The organism is Arsenicicoccus piscis, from assembly GCF_022568835.1.
Taxonomy (GTDB): domain Bacteria; phylum Actinomycetota; class Actinomycetes; order Actinomycetales; family Dermatophilaceae; genus Arsenicicoccus; species Arsenicicoccus piscis.
The window spans coordinates 573781-589870 of record NZ_JAKZHV010000001.1 but is presented as its reverse complement, the minus strand read 5'-3'; the positions used below and the strand labels follow the sequence as shown (position 1 = coordinate 589870).

Here is a 16090-nt window from a genome sequence, read left to right as displayed (position 1 = left end):
GGCGTTCGGGCGGCGTTCCGGGCCGGGTTCGGCGCACGAAAAAAGCCGGGCACGAGGCCCGACGACGGGTGGGAACACATCATGAGTGAAACGGCGTTACGCTCATTACTCTCGCCACTGTAGACCCGCCGACCGTCAGGAGTCAAAATGCCGTTCACTCATGACACCGAGTCGGCCCTGCAGGCCGCCGCCGCGCTGGTCAACACCACCCGCGACCCAGCCGACGACGCCCTCGCGACCCTGGCCGACCTGGACGAGTTCGTGCGCGACAACGAGTACTCCGGCACCCGCGCCCACGACCGCGCCGAGCTCGTCGCCGTGCAGTCGCTGCGCTCTCCCGTCGGCCACCTGTGGGACCTGTCGACCGAAGAGCTCGTCGACACCGTCAACGCCATGCTCGTCGACACCGCCGCCCTGCCTCAGCTGGTGCGCCACGACGGGTGGGACTGGCACCTGCACGCCACGCCGTCCGACGCCCCGCTCGCCACCCGCATGAAGGTCGAGATCGCCATGGCCCTCGTCGACCTCGTCCGCGCCGGCGAGACCGACCGGCTCAAGCGCTGCGCCGCCGACGACTGCTCCGGCGTCCTCGTCGACCTGTCCCGCAACCGGTCGCGCCGGTTCTGCTCCACCACCTGCAGCAACCGCGTCGCCGCTGCCGCCTATCGGTCCCGGTGCTCGCAGCGCGCCTGACCTGGCCTTGTCCGCGGCGGTCGTGGGGGCCCGGCCCTACGGGCCTACCATCCGGCGCTCGCCAGCTCGCGCCTCCCGCCAGGCCCGCCACGGCCCTTCGGGCCGGGCCCCACGTCCCCCGCTCGGCTCCCGCCAGGCCCGCCACGGCCCTTCGGGCCGGGCCCCACGTCCTCCGCTCGGCTCGCTCGGGCCGGTGCGCGTGCGCTTCGGAGTGATTCACGCCGTGTAGAACGTGCAAATCGCCTGGTTTGGGCCATGAATCAGTCCGAACGGCACGGGTGTGCCGCCTCGGGTCTGCGCTACCCGGGCCTCGCCCCTCGGGCCGCGAGAGCCGAGCGTGGTGGTGCGACGGAGGGAGCTACAGCGCCAGACTCGGGCGGGTGACGGGGGTGCGGAGGGCCTGGGCGAGGCCGGTGGCGGCGGCGGGGGAGCTACGGACCAGCCAGTTGCGCTCCTTGTTGGCGTCGAAGAGGACGACGGCCTGCACGGCGGGGAAGCCGGTGCGCAGGGCGGCGTGCATGTCGAGCCACCAGCGGGCCTTGGACTGGCCGGCCGGGGCCGAGACGGCGGGGCCGGCGCCGCGGCTGGTCGGGTCGGCGGACGAGATCTCGCAGATCCACACGGGCGCACCGGGTTTCAGGGCGACCAGGCGGCGGTACTGCTCGGTGTAGATGTCGGTGAACGACCGCCAGCGCAGCCCCGCGCCGTCGCCCCAGTTGTAGCCGTCGAGGCCGAGCACGTCGACGTAGCCCGCGCCGGGCCAGATCGAGCGGATGTCGGTGGTGCCGGCGTAGGTGTCGGTGGTGGGGTTGAAGACCCACCGGACATTGGTGACGCCCTGCTGGCGGAAGAGGGTGACGACCCGGCGCCAGGCGGCGTTGAACTGCGCGGGCGTGCCGCCGCGGGCCTTCTGCTGGCCGCCGGCCGGGAGCGGCTGGTGGGCGGCCCAGTCGCCGTTCATCTCGGCCCAGGGGCGCAGCGCCACGGTGCCGCGGTAGGCCTTCAGCCGGGTGGCCTGTTCCTTGAGGATGGCGTCGCCGTGTCCGGCGGCCCACCAGGCGTAGCCGCCCCAGTCCTCGAGCGACCAGGAGACGAGCAGGATGCGCCCCGAGCCCAGCTGCACGTCGCCGGGGTAGGGCCAGGTGTCGCCCTTGCCGCGGAAGATGCTGGCGATCGACATCGGCCGACCGATCGTGCGGCCGGTCTCGGTGAGCAGCGCGGGCTTGGCATCCATGCCCTGGGTCCACGACCCGTAGTGGATGGGCGTGCCGGCCACAGCACCGGGAGCACCCGCGGCACCCGCAGCACCGGGAGCAGCGGCAGGAGCGGCGGCAGCGCTGGCGTCAGTCATGAATGACCCTCCCATCGCGCCCGTGGCCAGCGACGCCCCGAGCCCCTGGAGCAGGGTGCGGCGCGACAGGAAAGGTGACGGTGAGTGACCTGACATGTACTAAGAGTGACATAGCGATCACCGTCCGTGCATGGATGAGGAAAGTGGAGGCAAAGAAGTGAGCCGTCGGTCCCGGGGAGGAGGGAGGGACCGACGGCTCGGTGTGACGCTGAGCCCTGGATCAGAGGGACAGCATCTCGGCGCGCTCGCGAGCGGCCTTGTTCCGGAACACCGGGGCGACGCGCTTCACGGCCGAGAAGGCGGCGATGAGAGCGAACGTGCCCATGGCGTAGTAGAGGTTGTCGAAGCCGGCGTAGGTCAGACCTCCGGCGGTTCCGGCAGCGAAGACGGGAGCAGGGTTGTTGTACATGGCGTGGTCACCATTTCCTTTCGGTGCGGATCAGTGCGTCGGCGTATGCCTTGGCGTGGGTTGCCTGCAGATACAGGTCGAAGGGCAGCTCGTACATCGTGAAGGCGGCGAGCTGATGGCGAAGCCCCTTGTCGCGAACGGTGATGAACCGCTCCAGCATGAAGATGAGGGTGATCCCCATCCACAGCCACTGGACGTGGAACGCGCCGAGGGCGATGGTCAGCGTCCGGTCGCTCAGGTAGAGCACCGTGATGACGACACCGAGCATCGTGAGCAGCTGACGGCCCCAGTAGGCCGCCGTGATCTTGGTGAGGCCGTACTGCACGCAGTTCTCGACCGCACCTCGCTTCCAGCGAAGTCGCTGGTTCCACAGCTCGCGCCAGGTCGGCATCGCCTCGGTGGTGAGGGTGCAGCTGGGTGGAGCGAGCAGCTCGTAACCGAGGTGCATGATCGCGAAGGACAGCTCGTTGTCCTCGGTCAGCACCCGCGGGTCGTAGATCCCTCCACGCCCGTCGCCCTCGGGGAGCCGGCCGTCGAGCCGGGCTCGCGACAGGTCCTGGAGCATGCGCGCCCGGAACATCGCGGCGGTGCCGGTCACGACCAGGCACTTGCCGTCGAGGCGGCGGACGTCTCGGGCGTAGCGGGCGTACTCGCTGTCCTGGAGGTGTTGCAGCAGAAGGGAATTCGCGTTCCAGGTCGAGCGGGCGAGGTGAGCGCCGGCACCTTCGTCGGGTGAACCCTCACGCTGGACGGCGGGCTGGGCACGGAACGTGCCACCGACCGCGCCGAGCTGCGGGAAGGCCGTGAGATAGCGAGCGGCGTTCTCGAGGAACGCGTTGTCCAGTGCCGAGTCGGCGTCCTGGACGAAAACCAGGTCGTCGTCGCCGAGCGTGTCGAGCAGCTCGTGCAGCACCTGGTTGAGGGCGCCGGCCTTCTTGTGGACGTTGTCGACCGTCTCGACCACGCTGACGCCGGCGGCGCGAGCGAGCTCGACGGTGCGGTCGGTGCAGTTGTCGGCGATCACCGTGACCGTCGCCGGCTGGTAGGTCTGGGCGCGCAGGGCGGCGAGGGTGGCTTCGATGCCCGCCTCTTCGTTGTGCGCCGGGACCAGGACGTGGACGCGGCCGAGTGGCGCCGTCCCGACGGCCGGTGCGGCCGCGCTGGTCACTTCGTCGATGCTCATTGTTGGTCTCTCCCCAGGACGAGCACTCTCGGGATTGAGAATGCTTTCTTGAAGCCCACCGAATCCCTGATCCGAATTCTTGGTGGGCATCCCCTCCACCAACAAAGTAGGGAGCGGGGAGAGCACGGACGGTCGACTTGATGGATGGTTCAACCGTTCACAACGGACTATGACGCGTCGCACCGAGTCACATACACAGCGTTATGCACTGGGTGATATGAGCATTGTACGTCCGATTTGCTGGGGTCTGGACCGCGCTTTTGTTGGACGCATTGTTCAGGCCCCGTCACGCAGTGTTGTCAGGGCAGCTCGAACGGACCTCGCCCCGGCCGCTTGGCGGGCTTGGGCCGCCGGGTGGCCGAGACGTACGCGCGATCGTCGTCATGGCGCTCGCACAGCCGGCGCGGCAGCCAGGCCGGCGACAGCGGAGCCAGGGTCGCGACCAGCACGGCGACGGCGACCAGCCCGAGGACCATCAGCGCCACCGTCGACCACCAGCCGTGGTGCAGCAGCGGCACGGCCAGCACCACCGCGGTGAGCACCAGCCCCAGGCCGATCAGCGGGGTGGCCAGCAGCAGCACCCGCTCGCGGTCGTCCCAGGTGGAGCGCCCGTGGGCGAGCTCCGGTCCGGTCCAGCACCAGGCGCCCAGGCCGAGCAGCAGGACACCGAGGACGAGCAGCACAGGCACGAGCATGGGGCTACCGTAGCCGTCGCGCCTGGACGCCTCCCACGATCAGTACGGCCGGTAGGGCTGGCCCGCGAGCACGGCCGCGACGCCCGGGATCTGCGCGAGCGAGCCGTAGCGGTTCACGCCGTAGCGGGCGCCGGCGATGATCTGCGCGACCGGGTCACCCTTGAGCTGGTAGCCCGGGAGCGCCCACGCCCTGAAGGTCGCCCCGATGGTCTGCATCAGCCCGAACGACGGATCCCCCTTGAGCGCGTTGCTGTCGGTGAGGTTGATGGCCGTCGGCCGGCCCGCCGACTCGTGATCGATGATGATCGCCAGGTGCAGGGCGTCGTCGCTCCCGCGCGGGAAACCGGTCTTGTAGAGGACCGCGAGCGCCTCCGCGATCCAGGTGCTGACCTCCTTGGAGACCGGCCGCCCGGTGCCCGGCAGCGTCGTGCCCGGCTTGATCGAGGTCACGACCTGCCCGTCGGAGGTGGCCACCCGCAGGCCCGACTCCAGCTCGGCGGCGAGCGCCAGCTGGGAGGTGGCGCGCGCCGAGGCCACGGCACTCAGCAGCCGCTGCTCGTCGAGCTGCTGGCGGGCCCGCCACGCGGCGAGGGCGGCGGAGACGTCCCGGTCGTAGGTCATCGAGGCGCGCACCGTGGTGATCGCCTTCTGCAGGGCCAGCACGTTGCCACCGTGCATGCGCGCCGCCGCGGCCAGTGCGGTGGCGGCACCCTGGTGGGCAGTGAGAGCGCTGTCGGCGGCGAGCGGGGCGTCGATCGCGTCGTCGAGCGCGCCCGCGAGCGCACCGAGCACGCCGACCTCGGACACCTGCTTGGTCCAGGCCTCTCGTCGCTTCGGGTCCGAGCCGGTCTGCTGCACCGCGTCAAGGGCCTGCTGCGGGAGGCTGGCGACCCGGTCCTGCGCCGCGCGCAGCGCCCCCTCGGTGCGCGCGGCGCGCGCCTTCGCCGTGAGGTAGCCCGTGCGGCTGCGTTCGAAGGCCGCCTCCGCCGTGCGCAGCCGGGACCGCACGATCATCGTCGGGGCGCTGTCGGCGTCGGTGATGACGAGCAGCGAGGGCTCGAAGGTCGGCACCAGGTCAGGGTTCGTGGTGGGCAGCGACCCGCTGGCCACCTGGCTGCCCGTCCCCGTGACGCCGCCCGGGTTCAGCGGGTCGCTCGGGGCGGGAGTCGGGGAAGGCGTCGGGCCGGGGCCTGATCCGGTTGGTGCCGCCGGCTCGCCGTGGCTGGTGCCGGTCGGGGCGGGCGTCTGTGCGGGCGTCTGAACCGGTGTCTGGGGTGATGACTGGGCCGGCGTCTGCGCTGGTGCCGGCGGCGGGTCGGCGGTCCAGGGACCCAGGCCGGCGAGGGCGACGGCAACGCTCAGCGCGAGTGCCGTGCCGTGCCCCGCCATGTCCGCCCCCGTCCTGCTGCCGGCCCCACCCTGCCGCACCGGGGCCTCGTGGCCGACCGGCAGGTCTACCGTATCGCCGACGGCGGGCCGGTGCGCCGGCTCGAGCCGGATCAGCAGGGTCTCAGTAGGGCAGGTAGCCGCCGCCGGAGTTGGCGCTGGCCACGCCGGGCACCTTGGCGAGCGAGCCGTAGGTCTGCACGCCGTAGCGGGCACCGGCCATGATCTGGTGCACGGGGTTGCTCCGGTCCTTGGCGCCGGGGAGGGCGAACGCGTCGAAGGTCGGGCCGATGGTCTGCATCAGACCGAACGACGGGATGCCCTTCGCGGCGTTGCTGTCGTAGTTGTTCTGCACGGTCGGGTCACCGCCCGACTCGTTGAAGATGATGATCGCGAGGTTCGCGGCGTCGCCCGGCTGCACCGGGTAGCCGTTCTGGTAGAGCGTGGTGAGCGCCTGGCCGATCCACCGGCTCACCTCGGGGATCACGACATAACCGCGCCCACCGGGCACGGGCGTGCCCGGGGCGATGGACGGCGCCGTGCGGCCGCCGGGCAGCGCGATCAGGCTCCCGTCCTTGAGCGCCTGGGCCCGAGCCGCCTGCGCGCGGACGGCTGCGGCGGCGGTGTCCCTCGCCACGAGCGGGGCGATGGTCTGCTTGGCGTTGTTGACCGCGTAGATCGCGGCGCGGTGCGCCGTGGCGGCCTCCACCGTGCGCTCGCGAGCGGCCGCGAGCTGGTTGCTGGCGAGCGTGGGCGTCGCGCCCGTGGTCTGCCCGGTGGCGAGCTGGCGCCTGACGTCCTGCTGGCGCTGGGCCTCGACGCCGCGGGCGGCGAGGTAGGCCGCGCGGGTCTGGTCGTAGCCCGTGACGGCTGCGGCCAGGCCGGCCCGAGCCGCCTTGGTCGCAGCCGAGTCGTTGGCGGTGACGGTGAGCAGTGCCGCCGGGACGGCGGTCCCCTGGTCGACGTTGATGGCCGTGAGCCCGCTCGCGGCGAACGGCGAGGCGGCGGCCACGGTGATCGCGCCGGCCCGGGCGGAGGAGCGGGAGGTGCCGGTCGTCGTGGCCCGCTCGAGCAGCGCCTCGGAGGTGGCGATGGACGTGCCCCGGGTGGTGGTGGGGCTGCTGCCCTCGGCGGCGGCCGAGCTCAGCGCGCCGACGGCCGGGTTGGCGATGGCCGCGACGGCGGCCACGCCGACGAGGCCGAGGGTGACGGCGTAGGGGGCGGTGGTGCGGCGGTGCCGGGCACGGGTCGAGGCCGGCTTGCGGGCAGGCGTGGACGCGGACGAAAAGGCAGGGAGGCGCATGAGTACCGTTCGGTGCGGGGGCAGGACGTGGCCACCTCCTGCACGATCTCTCGGCACCGTGCTCGGGGGTCGGTCGGCGCCGGTGAGGGAGGCGTCGACCGGTCAGGCAGGCAGTCCAAGGGCCGCTTGCGCAACGGCGCGCGTGGCGGGAGATGGTACCCGTAGTGCACGTGGTCGTCGCGGTGGCAGCACGCGACGAAGATCTCATGCAGGTTACGGATTCGTTATCAACGGTACGCGACGAAAGTCCAGCGGGCCAACCCGTGGATGCGATATAGAGACTGATCCCACATCGATCCTCACGCTGTGTCCATCAGAGCTCGACGCACGGTGCACGAATCGGGTGGGAGTGGTCTACGAGATGGGGGCGCGGAGGCGCCGGAGGGTGAGCGCGGTCGCGATCGCGGCGGTCGCCGCCTCGTGCCCCTTGTCCTCCGTAGACCCCTCCAAGCCGGCGCGCTCCAGCGCCTGGGCGGCGTCGTCGCAGGTCAGCACGCCGAAACCCACCGGGACCTGGCTGCGCACGGCGACCTCCGTGAGGCCCTGGGTGGCGGCCTGGCAGACGTAGTCGAAGTGCGGCGTGCCACCGCGGATGACCACCCCGAGCGCGACGACCGCGTCGACCGCCGGCCCACCGCCCTGGGGCTGCGCGAGCGCGGCGCAGACGACGGGCAGCTCGACCGTGCCGGGGACCCGCACCAGGTCCACCTGGGTGACGCCCGCCTCGGCGAGCGCCCGCTGCGCACCCGCGATCAGGCCGTCCATCACCTGCCGGTGCCAGGACGCGGCGACGACGGCGACCCGCAGGTCGGCGGTGTCCGCGGTGGCTGTTGCGGCCAGCGTGGCGGCGGCGAGGTCGGGGGAGCCGGAACCGGCCATGGTCAGCCTCCGTGGGCGAGGGGTCGGGGGTCGACCGGGTCGGGCAGCAGGGCGTGGCCCATCCGGTCGCGCTTGGTGCGCAGGTAGTGGACGTTGGCCGGGTTGGGGGTCACCTGCAGCCCCTCGACGACCGGCACGGCGATGCCCGCGTCGGCCAGCGACCGCGCCTTGTGCGGGTTGTTGGTCAGCAGGCGCACGGCCTCGACGCCGAGGTCGTGCAGGACCGCGGCGGCGGCGCCGTACTCCCGCGCGTCGACGGGCAGGCCGAGCTCGGTCTGCGCGTCGACGGTGTCGAGCCCGGTGTCCTGCAGCGCATACGCGCCCACCTTGGCGAGCAGCCCCACCCCGCGGCCCTCGTGACCGCGCAGATAGACGACGGCTCCCGGCTCGGCGGCGATCCGCTCGAGGGCGAGGTCCAGCTGCGGGCCGCAGTCGCAGCGCAGCGACCCGAAGGCGTCGCCGGTCAGGCACTCGGAGTGGACCCGCACGACCGGCGGGACCGCGCTCGACCCCAGCCCGTGCGGGCTGAGCAGCGCGAGGTGCTCGGCCCCGGTCAGCAGGTCCCGGTAACCCACGGTCGTGAACCGGCAGTGCGCGGTGGGCAGGCTCGCCCGCGCGACCTCGCGGACCCGGTCGTGGCGCTCGCGGTAGCGCACCAGGTCGGCGATCGTGAGCACCGGGAGGTCGTGCGCGCGGGCGAGCTCGATCACGGCGGGTGCCCGCATCATGGTGCCGTCGTCGTGGCACAGCTCCGCGATGGCTGCGACCGGTGCCAGCCCGGCGAGCCGGGCCAGGTCGACGGCTGCCTCGGTGTGGCCCCGCCGCTCGAGCACCCCGCCCGGGCGAGCGCGCAGCGGCACGACGTGCCCGGGGCGGATCAGGTCCGCCGGCGTCGACCCCGGGTCGGCGAGCACCTGGATGGTGCGGCACCGGTCGGCCGCGGAGATCCCTGTCGTGACACCGGTGCTCGCGTCCACGGTGATCGTGTAGGCCGTGCCCAGCGAGTCCTCGTTGCGGGAGACCATGAGCGGCAATTCCAGTCGGTCGGCCAGCTCGTCGGGCATCGGGGCGCAGACGTAGCCCGAGGAGTGCCGGATGGTCCATGCCAGCCACTGCGGCGTGAGCGTCTGCGCGGCGAGCACCACGTCGCCCTCGTTCTCCCGGTCGAGGTCGTCGAGCACCAGCACCGGCCGGCCGGCCCGCAGCGCCGCCAGCGCGGCCTCGACCGACGCGAGCGTGGTCATGGCGCGGCGTCCACGAGCGGCACCGTCGTGGGCCGCTCGGTCCGAGATGCCTTGAGCCACACGAAGAATCCGTAGATCACGAACGCCGAGTAGACCGCGTAGAGGGCTGCGGAGGGCAGGAAGCCCGAGTGCAGCAGCAGCGGGATGCCGACGAGGTCGACGCCGATCCAGGCGAGCCAGAAGTCGTTCCACCCGCGCGCCATGGCATAGGTCGCGATCATCGATCCCACGAAGATCCAGGCGTCGCACCAGAAGTACCAGCGCGGCGCGGGCCAGCCGGCGCCGATCGCGGAGAACACCCACTGCAGCAGCACCACGCCGGCCACCCACACGCCGAGGTAGGCGAGACGCTCGCGGCTCGTCGCCCAGCGGGGGACCACCGCGGGGGCGTCCTTGCCGAGGCCCCTGCTGGTCTGGCGCCAGCGCCACCAGCCGTAGACGCTCGTGATGATGAAGAACACCTGCCGGAACGCCTGGCCCCACATCGTGTGGTGCTGCGGGTTGGTGAACCACACCCCGAAGAACACCGTGAAGAGCAGGGCGTTGCCGATGATGCCCACGGGCCACGCCCAGATGCGGCGCTTCATGCCGCCCACGGCGGAGGCGAATCCGAAGAGGTTGCCGACGATCTCGCGCCAGAAGATCGGATATCCGGCGATGACGAGAGTGGCGTTGAACGCGCTGTCGAACCAGCTGGTCACGGGTGCTGCTCCTCGGTGAGGGCGCCGGCGGCGACGAGCCGCTCGACGTACTTGGCGATGACGTCCACCTCGAGATTGACGGTGGCGCCGATGGTCTTGCGCCCCAACGTGGTCAGGGCGAGGGTGGTGGGGATCAACGACACCGAGAAGGTGTCGTCGGTGACGGTCGAGACCGTGAGCGAGACGCCGTCGACGGTGATCGAGCCCTTCTCGACGACGTAGCGCGAGAGCGACGGCGGCAGCGAGATCGTGACGACCTCCCACCGGTCACCGGCCTGGCGGGCCGTGATGGTGCCGGTGCCGTCCACGTGCCCCTGCACGACGTGCCCGCCGAAGCGGCCGTCCGCGGCCATGGCGCGCTCGAGGTTGACCGGCGAACCGGCCTGCAGCGCACCAAGACTCGACCGCTGCAGGGTCTCGGCCATGACGTCTACGGTGAACGACTCGTGGTCGTGGTCGACCACCGTGAGGCAGACGCCGTTGACCGCGATGGACGCACCGTGCAGGGCGTCCGCGACGACCAGCGGCCCGTGCAGCCGCAGCACGGCCGAGTCGTGGCCGTGCTCGATGGACTCGACGCTGCCGAGCTCTTCGACGATGCCGGTGAACATTGGTTGCCCCTCGTGCTCTGCCTTGCTGACGGCGAGCTCCGGGGTCTCAAGAAGGGTTGCCGCACTGCGGAATTCCTCAGCACACCAACCGACGGGCGCTCGCCTACGAGCACCCGCGCGTGATCCTCCCATCCGGACTCTCACCGTCGGTCCTGGAGTTTCACCAGGTCAACCTCGCACTGGCTGCGCGAGGGTCGCGGACTGTCACCGCCGGCTCGGACTTTCACCGACCCCGGAACACGTTGTGGGGTCAGTATGCCACCGGACGCACGTCGCGTCGCCGATCCTGCTCGACGGATGGACCTGTGCCTAGGCTGAGACATGAGCCGAGTCCCCGCACCCGACGCCCCGACCGTGCTGGCCCTCGTCCAGGCCGGGGGCCAGGGCTCCCGCATGGACGTCCTCACCCGCGAGCGGGCCAAGCCGGCGCTGCCGTTCGCCGGGTCCTACCAGCTGATCGACATCGCCTTGTCGAACCTCGCCAACAGTGGCATCGACGACGTGTGGGTGTCGGTGCAGTACCAAGCGAGCTCGCTCGACGAGCACCTGCAGAGCGGGCGGCCGTGGGACCTGGACCGCACCAGCGGGGGCTACCGGCGGCTGGTGCCGGAGGAGGGCCGCGGCGGTCACCCGGGCTTCTCGACGGGCAACGCCGACGACCTCTACCGCCTCTCGGACCACCTGCGCGCCCACGAGGTGGACCTGCTCGTGCTCGCCAGCGCCGACCAGGTCTTCCGGCTGGACCTGGCCGAGGTGATCCAGCAGCACCTGGCCCGTGGCTCGGAGTGCACGATCGTGACGACCGAGGTCAGCAAGCGGGACGCGAGCCACAAGGCGGTCGTCGTCAGCGACGCGACCGGCCTGGTCACGCAGGTCCTCGAGAAGCCGGCCAAGCCGCCGACCGGCACCATCTCCGCCGAGGTGCTGGTCTTCGACCGCGAGCTGGTGCTCGACCTCGTCGACGCGCTGCACCGCGAGCTGGACGGGGACGACGAGGGCGCGAGCGGGCTCGGTGACCTCGCCGAGCACCTGCTGCCGCGGCTGGTCGCGCGGGGTGCCACGCACGCGTTCGCGCTGCCGGGCTACTGGAGGGACATGGGTAGACCCGAGGCCTACCTGGGCGCGCACCGCGACCTGGTGCGCGGCCGGGTCGACCTCTTCGACGACCTGGGCTGGCCGATGCGCAGCAACCAGCCCGACACGATGCCGGCGCTGGTGCGCTCGGGCGCCGTGATCGAGGACTCCGTGCTGGCGCCGGGCTGCGTGGTCGCCGGCACGGTCCGGGGCAGCGTGCTGGGTCCGGGCGCGCTCGTCGAGCGCGACGCCGTCGTTGAGGACAGCGTCCTGCTCGCCGGGGCACGCGTCGAGGCGAAGGCTCGGGTCAGCACCGCCGTGCTCGACGAGTCTGTCGTCGTCGGGCGGGGGGCTGAGGTGGGGGCCTTGCACACCGGCCGTCGGCTCCGTGACGAGGACGTGACGCTGGTCGGGCGGGACAGCGTCATCAGCCGTCGGCAGACCATCCCGGTCGGGTCTCGGTTGGAGCCGGGCACGACGGTCTGACGTCGGGCTCGGGCGCCGCCAAGGTGGGCGGTGCGGCCAGGGCAGGCAGGGTGGACAGGTGGCGCAGCCACGCCCGGGCGCCGGCGTGCTGCACCCGCAGCGTCGCGACGTCCGTGGCCAGCTCGAGCGCGGGCGCCAGGGCACGCTCGTGCAGCACCAGTCCTGCGACGAGGGCGCCGTGGAAGGTGTCTCCGGCCGCCAGCGTGTCGAGCGCCGTCACCCGCTGCGGCGTCAGCACGCCGTGCAGCGCCTCCCCTGGCCGCGTCGGTGCGAGGCGCGCGTGCGCGGACCGACGCCAGCAGCCGGGGTCGCCGCCGTCGGTCATGATCGCGGCGCCGGCGCCGGCCTCGATCGCGTGGTCCAGCGCGGCCTCGAGGTCGAGCCCGAGACCATCGGCGTAGTCTGCTGAGCCCGCCAGGATGTCGAGCCGCGAGATCCATTGCTCCGCATGCGGTTTGACGCTCCCCGCGTCGAGCACGGTGACGGCGCCGTCCCGACCGGACGCGATCGTGAGTGCCTCGTCGGCCGCCACCGGGTGGTGCCCGTCGAGCAGCAGCACGTGCGCGGCGGCCACGATCGCGCGGGCCTCGTCGGTGAGCGGGATGTCGGTCGTGCTGGCGTCCGTCGCGACGACGGTGCGCTCGCCGTCCGGGTCGATCAGGGCGGTGGAGACGGGCAGCTGGTGCGGCTCGCCCACCCCGACGCCCTCGGTGGGGTCGCTCACCAGGTCCACCACCTCGACCCCGTGGGTGACCAGGTCGTCCCGCACGATCCGGGCGGCGGGCGACCCGCCGAGCGCCGACACGAGCACCACCCGCACGTCGGTGCGGCCCGCCGCCCGCAGGACCGCAGCCGTCGTGATCGCGGCGTTGGTCGCGGGACCGCCGGCCACGAGCTCTACGTCGTCGCACCAGGACTTCTTGCCCCTGGGCGGATGCCCCGGGACTCGTTGCACGACATCGAGATTCGCCATCCCGAGGCAGACCACCACCAGGTCCATGAGTTGCTCCTCCCGGGTGCGCTGTGGGGCCTCGCGGTGTGCCCGCGCGGCCCCACAGCAGACTAGCCGTCGACGGCCACGGCGTGACCCTGCTCGTCCACCTCGGCGCGGTGACCGGAGGGGTCGACCAGGGCGCCGTCGGAGTCGAGGCTCAGCGCGCCGGTCATCAGCGAGACGACCTCGCTCATGGTGTAGTCGCCCGGCTGGACCAACGCCGCGCGACGGCCGAGCCGGTGCACGTGGATCCGGTCGGCCACCTCGAAGACGTGCGGCATGTTGTGGCTGATCAGGATCACCGGAAGCCCGCGGTCCCGGATCCGCCGGATCAGGTCCAGCACCTGGCCCGACTCCTTGACGCCCAGCGCGGCGGTCGGCTCGTCCATGATGACGAGCTTCGTGCCGAACATCGCTGCGCGAGAGACGGCTACGGCCTGACGCTGGCCACCGGACAGGGTCTCGACGATCTGGTCGATGTTCTGCACCGTGGCGACGCCGAGCGCGTCCAGCTGGTCCTGGGCGGCCGCGCGCATCGCCTTGCGGTCGAGCATCCGGAAGACCGACCCCCGCACCCCGGGCTTGCGCTGCTCGCGCCCGAGGAACAGGTTGGACGAGATGTCCATCGCCGGGGCCACCGCGAGGGTCTGGTAGACCGTCTCGATGCCGGCCTTGCGGGCGTCCAGCGGGGAGTGGAAGCGCACGGGCGATCCGTCGAGGCGGATCTCGCCCTCGTCCGGCACGATCGCCCCGGACAACGCCTTGATCAGGGTGGACTTGCCGGCGCCGTTGTCGCCGACGACCGCCATGATCTCGCCGGGCAGGAGCTCGAAGTCGGCGCCGCGCAGCGCTGTCACCTTGCCGTAGCGCTTGACCAGACCCGTCGCCGCCATGACCGGCTCGGCCGCCCCAGGTTCTACCCGATCCTGCTCGTGCTGCTGGGTGCTCACAACGCCCTCCTTCGCGCCCACTGGTCGAACGCGACCGCGGCGATCACGAGCAGACCGGTCGCGACGTCCTGGTAGAGGCTGTCGATGCCGGCCTGGGTGAGGCCGCTGCGCAGGACGGCGACGATGAGGGCACCGACGAGGGTGCCCCAGACGCCACCGCGTCCGCCGAACAGGCTGGTGCCACCGATCACCACAGCGGTGATGCTGTCGAGGTTGCCGGTCTGGAAGGCGTTCGGGTCGGCGTTGGGGATGCGGCCGAGCGCCTGCCAGGCGGCCACGGCGTAGATCAGGCCGGCGACGACGTAGACGCTGAAGAGCGTCTGGCGCACGTGGATGCCGGTCAGCCGGGCAGCCTCCTCGTCGTTGCCCACCGCGTAGACGTGCTTGCCCCAGGCGGTGTGCGACAGGGCGTACCAGACGATGCCGAACATCGCGAGCATCACGAACATGCCTGGTGTCACGTAGAACTGACCGAACAGGTAGCTCCCCTTGCCGAGGTAGCCGAGCAGGTCCGACGTCACCGGCCACGAGTTCCCGTCGGAGTAGAGCCGACCGAGCGCCGTGACGACGGTGAGCAGACCCAGCGTGACGATGAACGGCGGCAGCTTCAGCCGGGTGACGAGCGCGCCCGACACCGCGCCGATCACGGTGCACACCGCGAAGCCGGCGACCAGGGCGAGCAAGGGTGGCTGGCCCTGCGCGGCGAGCTTGGCGAACAGCAGGCTGCCGAGCACCATGATCGCCGCGTTGGCGAGGTCGATGCCCGCGGTGAGGATGACCAGCGTCTGACCGAGCGCCAGCGTGGCGATGACGATCGTCTGCTGGAGCACCAGGGACATGTTGTCGATGTTCATGAAGGTGCTCGACGTCAACGAGAAGATGACGACGGCGATGGCCAGCGCGATGAGCGGGCCCAGCGTGGGGGAGCGCAACCAGAGGTCAGCCAGCCCGCGGCGGTCCTCCTTGCTGGGAGCGGCCGCGGGCGGCGCGGTGGTGGTGCTGCTCATCTCAGCCCCAGCAGTTCTGCAGACCCCACGCGGTGTCCTTGATGTCGAGGCCGGCGACCGGCTTGTCGCTGATGACCTGGGCGCCCGTGTCCTGGAAACCGCTCGGCTTGCTGCCGTCCTTGGCGAACTTCACGACCGCGTCGACGCCCTGCTCGGCCATCTTCTTGGGGAACTGCATGACGGTGGCGAGGTACTTGCCGTCCTTGACGTCCTGCACGCCCTGGCAGCCGCCGTCGATCGAGGCCATCGTGATCTTCGACTGCAGGTTCTTGGCCGAGATCGCCGCGTAGGCACCGCGCGCCGCCGGCTCGTTGATCGTGTAGACCGCGTTGACGTCGGTGCTGCGCTGGAGCAGGTTCTCCATCGCCGCCTGAGCCTTGTTCTGGTCGCCGTTGGTGTTGGCCTTGCCCACGATCTGCGGGCTGCCCTCGGCCACGCCGATGCCCTGCAGGAAGCCGCGGTGGCGCATCTCGTCGACGGTGCCGCCGGCCGTGCCGTCCATCATGATGATCTTCGGGGCCGTGACGCCCAGGGTGGCCTTGACGTACTTGCCCTGCAGCTCGCCGGCCGTGACGTTGTTGGTCGCGTAGGTCGCGTCCACCGCGTCCTTGGGGTCGGTCTCGGTGTCCAGCGCGATGACGACGATGCCCGCGTCCTTGGCCTTCTTCAGCGCGCCCAGGATACCGGTCGAGTTGCTCGGCGTGATGAGGATGCCCTTGACCCCCTGCTGGACGAGGTTCTCGATCGCGGCGACCTGTCCCTCGTTGTCGCCGTCGAACTTGCCTGCGAGGGCGATGAGCTCGGCGTTCTGCTTCTGGGCCTCGGCCTTGGCCGAGTCGCGCAGCTTGACGAAATAGGGGTTGGTGTCGGTCTTGGTGACCAGGCCGACCTTGACCGTCCCGCCGGCGGCGGAGCCCGTGGCTCCCGAGCCGCTCGAGTCGGTCGACTTGGTGGAGGTGCACGCGGTGGCGGCGATGGTGACGATCGCGGCGCTCGCGCAGACGGTGCGAAGCGTGGAGCTCATCGTGTAGTTCCTTCGGCAGCTGCCCTGGCTCCGCTGCCAGGGCTCGTGGCGGTCAACCTATGAGGTAGCCCCCGCCCTGTCCTGTTTTGCGCAAAGTCTT

At 71.5% G+C, this 16090-nt stretch carries 16 protein-coding genes and 1 riboswitch; of the genes, 2 read left to right on the top strand and 14 right to left on the bottom strand.

From position 1 onward, the window contains the following. Positions 1 to 147 precede the first annotated feature (147 nt). A complete protein-coding gene (locus tag MM440_RS02760; protein ID WP_241441648.1) occupies positions 148 to 693 on the top strand; it encodes a CGNR zinc finger domain-containing protein in 546 nt (181 codons plus the stop codon). A 358-nt stretch (positions 694 to 1051) separates the two neighbouring features. On the opposite strand, the gene MM440_RS02755 is transcribed toward MM440_RS02760, so the two are convergent. The 10 genes from MM440_RS02755 to MM440_RS02710 all read right to left on the bottom strand — a co-directional run bounded on the left by MM440_RS02755 (position 1052) and on the right by MM440_RS02710 (position 10455). Continuing rightward, positions 1052 to 2044: a glycoside hydrolase family 26 protein gene (locus tag MM440_RS02755; protein ID WP_241441647.1), complete on the bottom strand. Its 993-nt coding sequence runs from the start codon at positions 2042 to 2044 to the stop codon at positions 1052 to 1054. A 220-nt stretch (positions 2045 to 2264) separates the two neighbouring features. Then, complete coding sequence (locus MM440_RS02750; RefSeq protein ID WP_241441646.1) at positions 2265 to 2453, bottom strand: hypothetical protein; 189 nt, start codon at positions 2451 to 2453, stop codon at positions 2265 to 2267. 7 nt (positions 2454 to 2460) lie between these two features. Further along, entirely contained in the window at positions 2461 to 3636 is a 1176-nt protein-coding gene (locus tag MM440_RS02745; RefSeq protein WP_241441645.1) for a glycosyltransferase family 2 protein, read from the bottom strand. A gap of 299 nt (positions 3637 to 3935) precedes the next feature. Continuing rightward, positions 3936 to 4331 (bottom strand): hypothetical protein, encoded by a 396-nt coding sequence (locus MM440_RS02740; protein ID WP_241441644.1) that lies wholly within the window; start codon positions 4329 to 4331, stop codon positions 3936 to 3938. Positions 4332 to 4370: 39 nt separating this feature from the next. Next, positions 4371 to 5402, bottom strand: coding sequence for a transglycosylase SLT domain-containing protein (locus tag MM440_RS17220; RefSeq protein WP_241441643.1), 1032 nt, complete (start codon positions 5400 to 5402; stop codon positions 4371 to 4373). Between the two features lie 439 nt (positions 5403 to 5841). Then, on the bottom strand, positions 5842 to 7020 hold the full coding sequence (locus tag MM440_RS02730) for a transglycosylase SLT domain-containing protein (protein WP_241441642.1): 1179 nt from the start codon (positions 7018 to 7020) through the stop codon (positions 5842 to 5844). Between the two features lie 354 nt (positions 7021 to 7374). Beyond that, entirely contained in the window at positions 7375 to 7899 is a 525-nt protein-coding gene (gene ribH / locus MM440_RS02725) for a 6,7-dimethyl-8-ribityllumazine synthase (protein ID WP_241441641.1), read from the bottom strand. A 2-nt stretch (positions 7900 to 7901) separates the two neighbouring features. Next, complete coding sequence (gene ribB, locus MM440_RS02720) at positions 7902 to 9143, bottom strand: 3,4-dihydroxy-2-butanone-4-phosphate synthase (protein WP_241441640.1); 1242 nt, start codon at positions 9141 to 9143, stop codon at positions 7902 to 7904. Next, the gene (locus tag MM440_RS02715) at positions 9140 to 9844 is read right to left on the bottom strand and encodes a nicotinamide mononucleotide transporter family protein (RefSeq protein ID WP_241441639.1); all 705 of its coding nucleotides are present in this window, start codon (positions 9842 to 9844) and stop codon (positions 9140 to 9142) included. The genes ribB and MM440_RS02715 overlap by 4 nt, the downstream gene beginning before the upstream one ends. After that, a complete protein-coding gene (locus tag MM440_RS02710; RefSeq protein ID WP_241441638.1) occupies positions 9841 to 10455 on the bottom strand; it encodes a riboflavin synthase in 615 nt (204 codons plus the stop codon). Before MM440_RS02710 ends, MM440_RS02715 begins: the two co-directional genes overlap by 4 nt. Before the next feature lie 116 nt (positions 10456 to 10571). After that, a riboswitch (FMN riboswitch) is annotated at positions 10572 to 10699 on the bottom strand. A 77-nt stretch (positions 10700 to 10776) separates the two neighbouring features. On the opposite strand from MM440_RS02710, the gene MM440_RS02705 reads away from it, so the two are divergent. After that, a complete protein-coding gene (locus tag MM440_RS02705) occupies positions 10777 to 12015 on the top strand; it encodes a glucose-1-phosphate adenylyltransferase family protein (RefSeq protein ID WP_241441637.1) in 1239 nt (412 codons plus the stop codon). On the opposite strand, the gene MM440_RS02700 is transcribed toward MM440_RS02705, so the two are convergent. The 4 genes from MM440_RS02700 to MM440_RS02685 all read right to left on the bottom strand — a co-directional run bounded on the left by MM440_RS02700 (position 11957) and on the right by MM440_RS02685 (position 15990). Then, positions 11957 to 13015 carry a carbohydrate kinase family protein gene (locus tag MM440_RS02700; protein ID WP_241441636.1) on the bottom strand — a complete coding sequence of 353 codons (1059 nt, stop codon included), beginning with the start codon at positions 13013 to 13015 and terminating at the stop codon, positions 11957 to 11959. The two genes, MM440_RS02705 and MM440_RS02700, sit on opposite strands and share 59 nt — an antisense overlap. Before the next feature lie 62 nt (positions 13016 to 13077). After that, on the bottom strand, positions 13078 to 13902 hold the full coding sequence (locus tag MM440_RS02695; protein WP_241441748.1) for an ATP-binding cassette domain-containing protein: 825 nt from the start codon (positions 13900 to 13902) through the stop codon (positions 13078 to 13080). Between the two features lie 53 nt (positions 13903 to 13955). Beyond that, a complete protein-coding gene (locus MM440_RS02690; protein ID WP_241441635.1) occupies positions 13956 to 14966 on the bottom strand; it encodes an ABC transporter permease in 1011 nt (336 codons plus the stop codon). 1 nt (position 14967) lies between these two features. Next, entirely contained in the window at positions 14968 to 15990 is a 1023-nt protein-coding gene (locus tag MM440_RS02685; RefSeq protein WP_241441634.1) for a substrate-binding domain-containing protein, read from the bottom strand. Positions 15991 to 16090: the final 100 nt, after the last annotated feature.

Bases quoted from the DNA above. Each gene is read 5' to 3' on its own strand.
- MM440_RS02710 (WP_241441638.1), bottom strand. From the start codon at position 10,455: ATGTTCACCGGCATCGTCGAAGAGCTCGGCAGCGTCGAGTCCATCGAG.
- MM440_RS02695 (WP_241441748.1), bottom strand. From the start codon at position 13,902: ATGGCGGCGACGGGTCTGGTCAAGCGCTACGGCAAGGTGACAGCGCTG.
- MM440_RS02705 (WP_241441637.1), top strand. From the start codon at position 10,777: ATGAGCCGAGTCCCCGCACCCGACGCCCCGACCGTGCTGGCCCTCGTC.
- MM440_RS02690 (WP_241441635.1), bottom strand. From the start codon at position 14,966: ATGAGCAGCACCACCACCGCGCCGCCCGCGGCCGCTCCCAGCAAGGAG.
- MM440_RS02685 (WP_241441634.1), bottom strand. From the start codon at position 15,990: ATGAGCTCCACGCTTCGCACCGTCTGCGCGAGCGCCGCGATCGTCACC.
- MM440_RS02750 (WP_241441646.1), bottom strand. From the start codon at position 2,453: ATGTACAACAACCCTGCTCCCGTCTTCGCTGCCGGAACCGCCGGAGGT.
- MM440_RS02745 (WP_241441645.1), bottom strand. From the start codon at position 3,636: ATGAGCATCGACGAAGTGACCAGCGCGGCCGCACCGGCCGTCGGGACG.
- MM440_RS02755 (WP_241441647.1), bottom strand. From the start codon at position 2,044: ATGACTGACGCCAGCGCTGCCGCCGCTCCTGCCGCTGCTCCCGGTGCT.
- ribH (WP_241441641.1), bottom strand. From the start codon at position 7,899: ATGGCCGGTTCCGGCTCCCCCGACCTCGCCGCCGCCACGCTGGCCGCA.
- MM440_RS02740 (WP_241441644.1), bottom strand. From the start codon at position 4,331: ATGCTCGTGCCTGTGCTGCTCGTCCTCGGTGTCCTGCTGCTCGGCCTG.
- ribB (WP_241441640.1), bottom strand. From the start codon at position 9,143: ATGACCACGCTCGCGTCGGTCGAGGCCGCGCTGGCGGCGCTGCGGGCC.
- MM440_RS02730 (WP_241441642.1), bottom strand. From the start codon at position 7,020: ATGCGCCTCCCTGCCTTTTCGTCCGCGTCCACGCCTGCCCGCAAGCCG.
- MM440_RS02700 (WP_241441636.1), bottom strand. From the start codon at position 13,015: ATGGACCTGGTGGTGGTCTGCCTCGGGATGGCGAATCTCGATGTCGTG.
- MM440_RS02760 (WP_241441648.1), top strand. From the start codon at position 148: ATGCCGTTCACTCATGACACCGAGTCGGCCCTGCAGGCCGCCGCCGCG.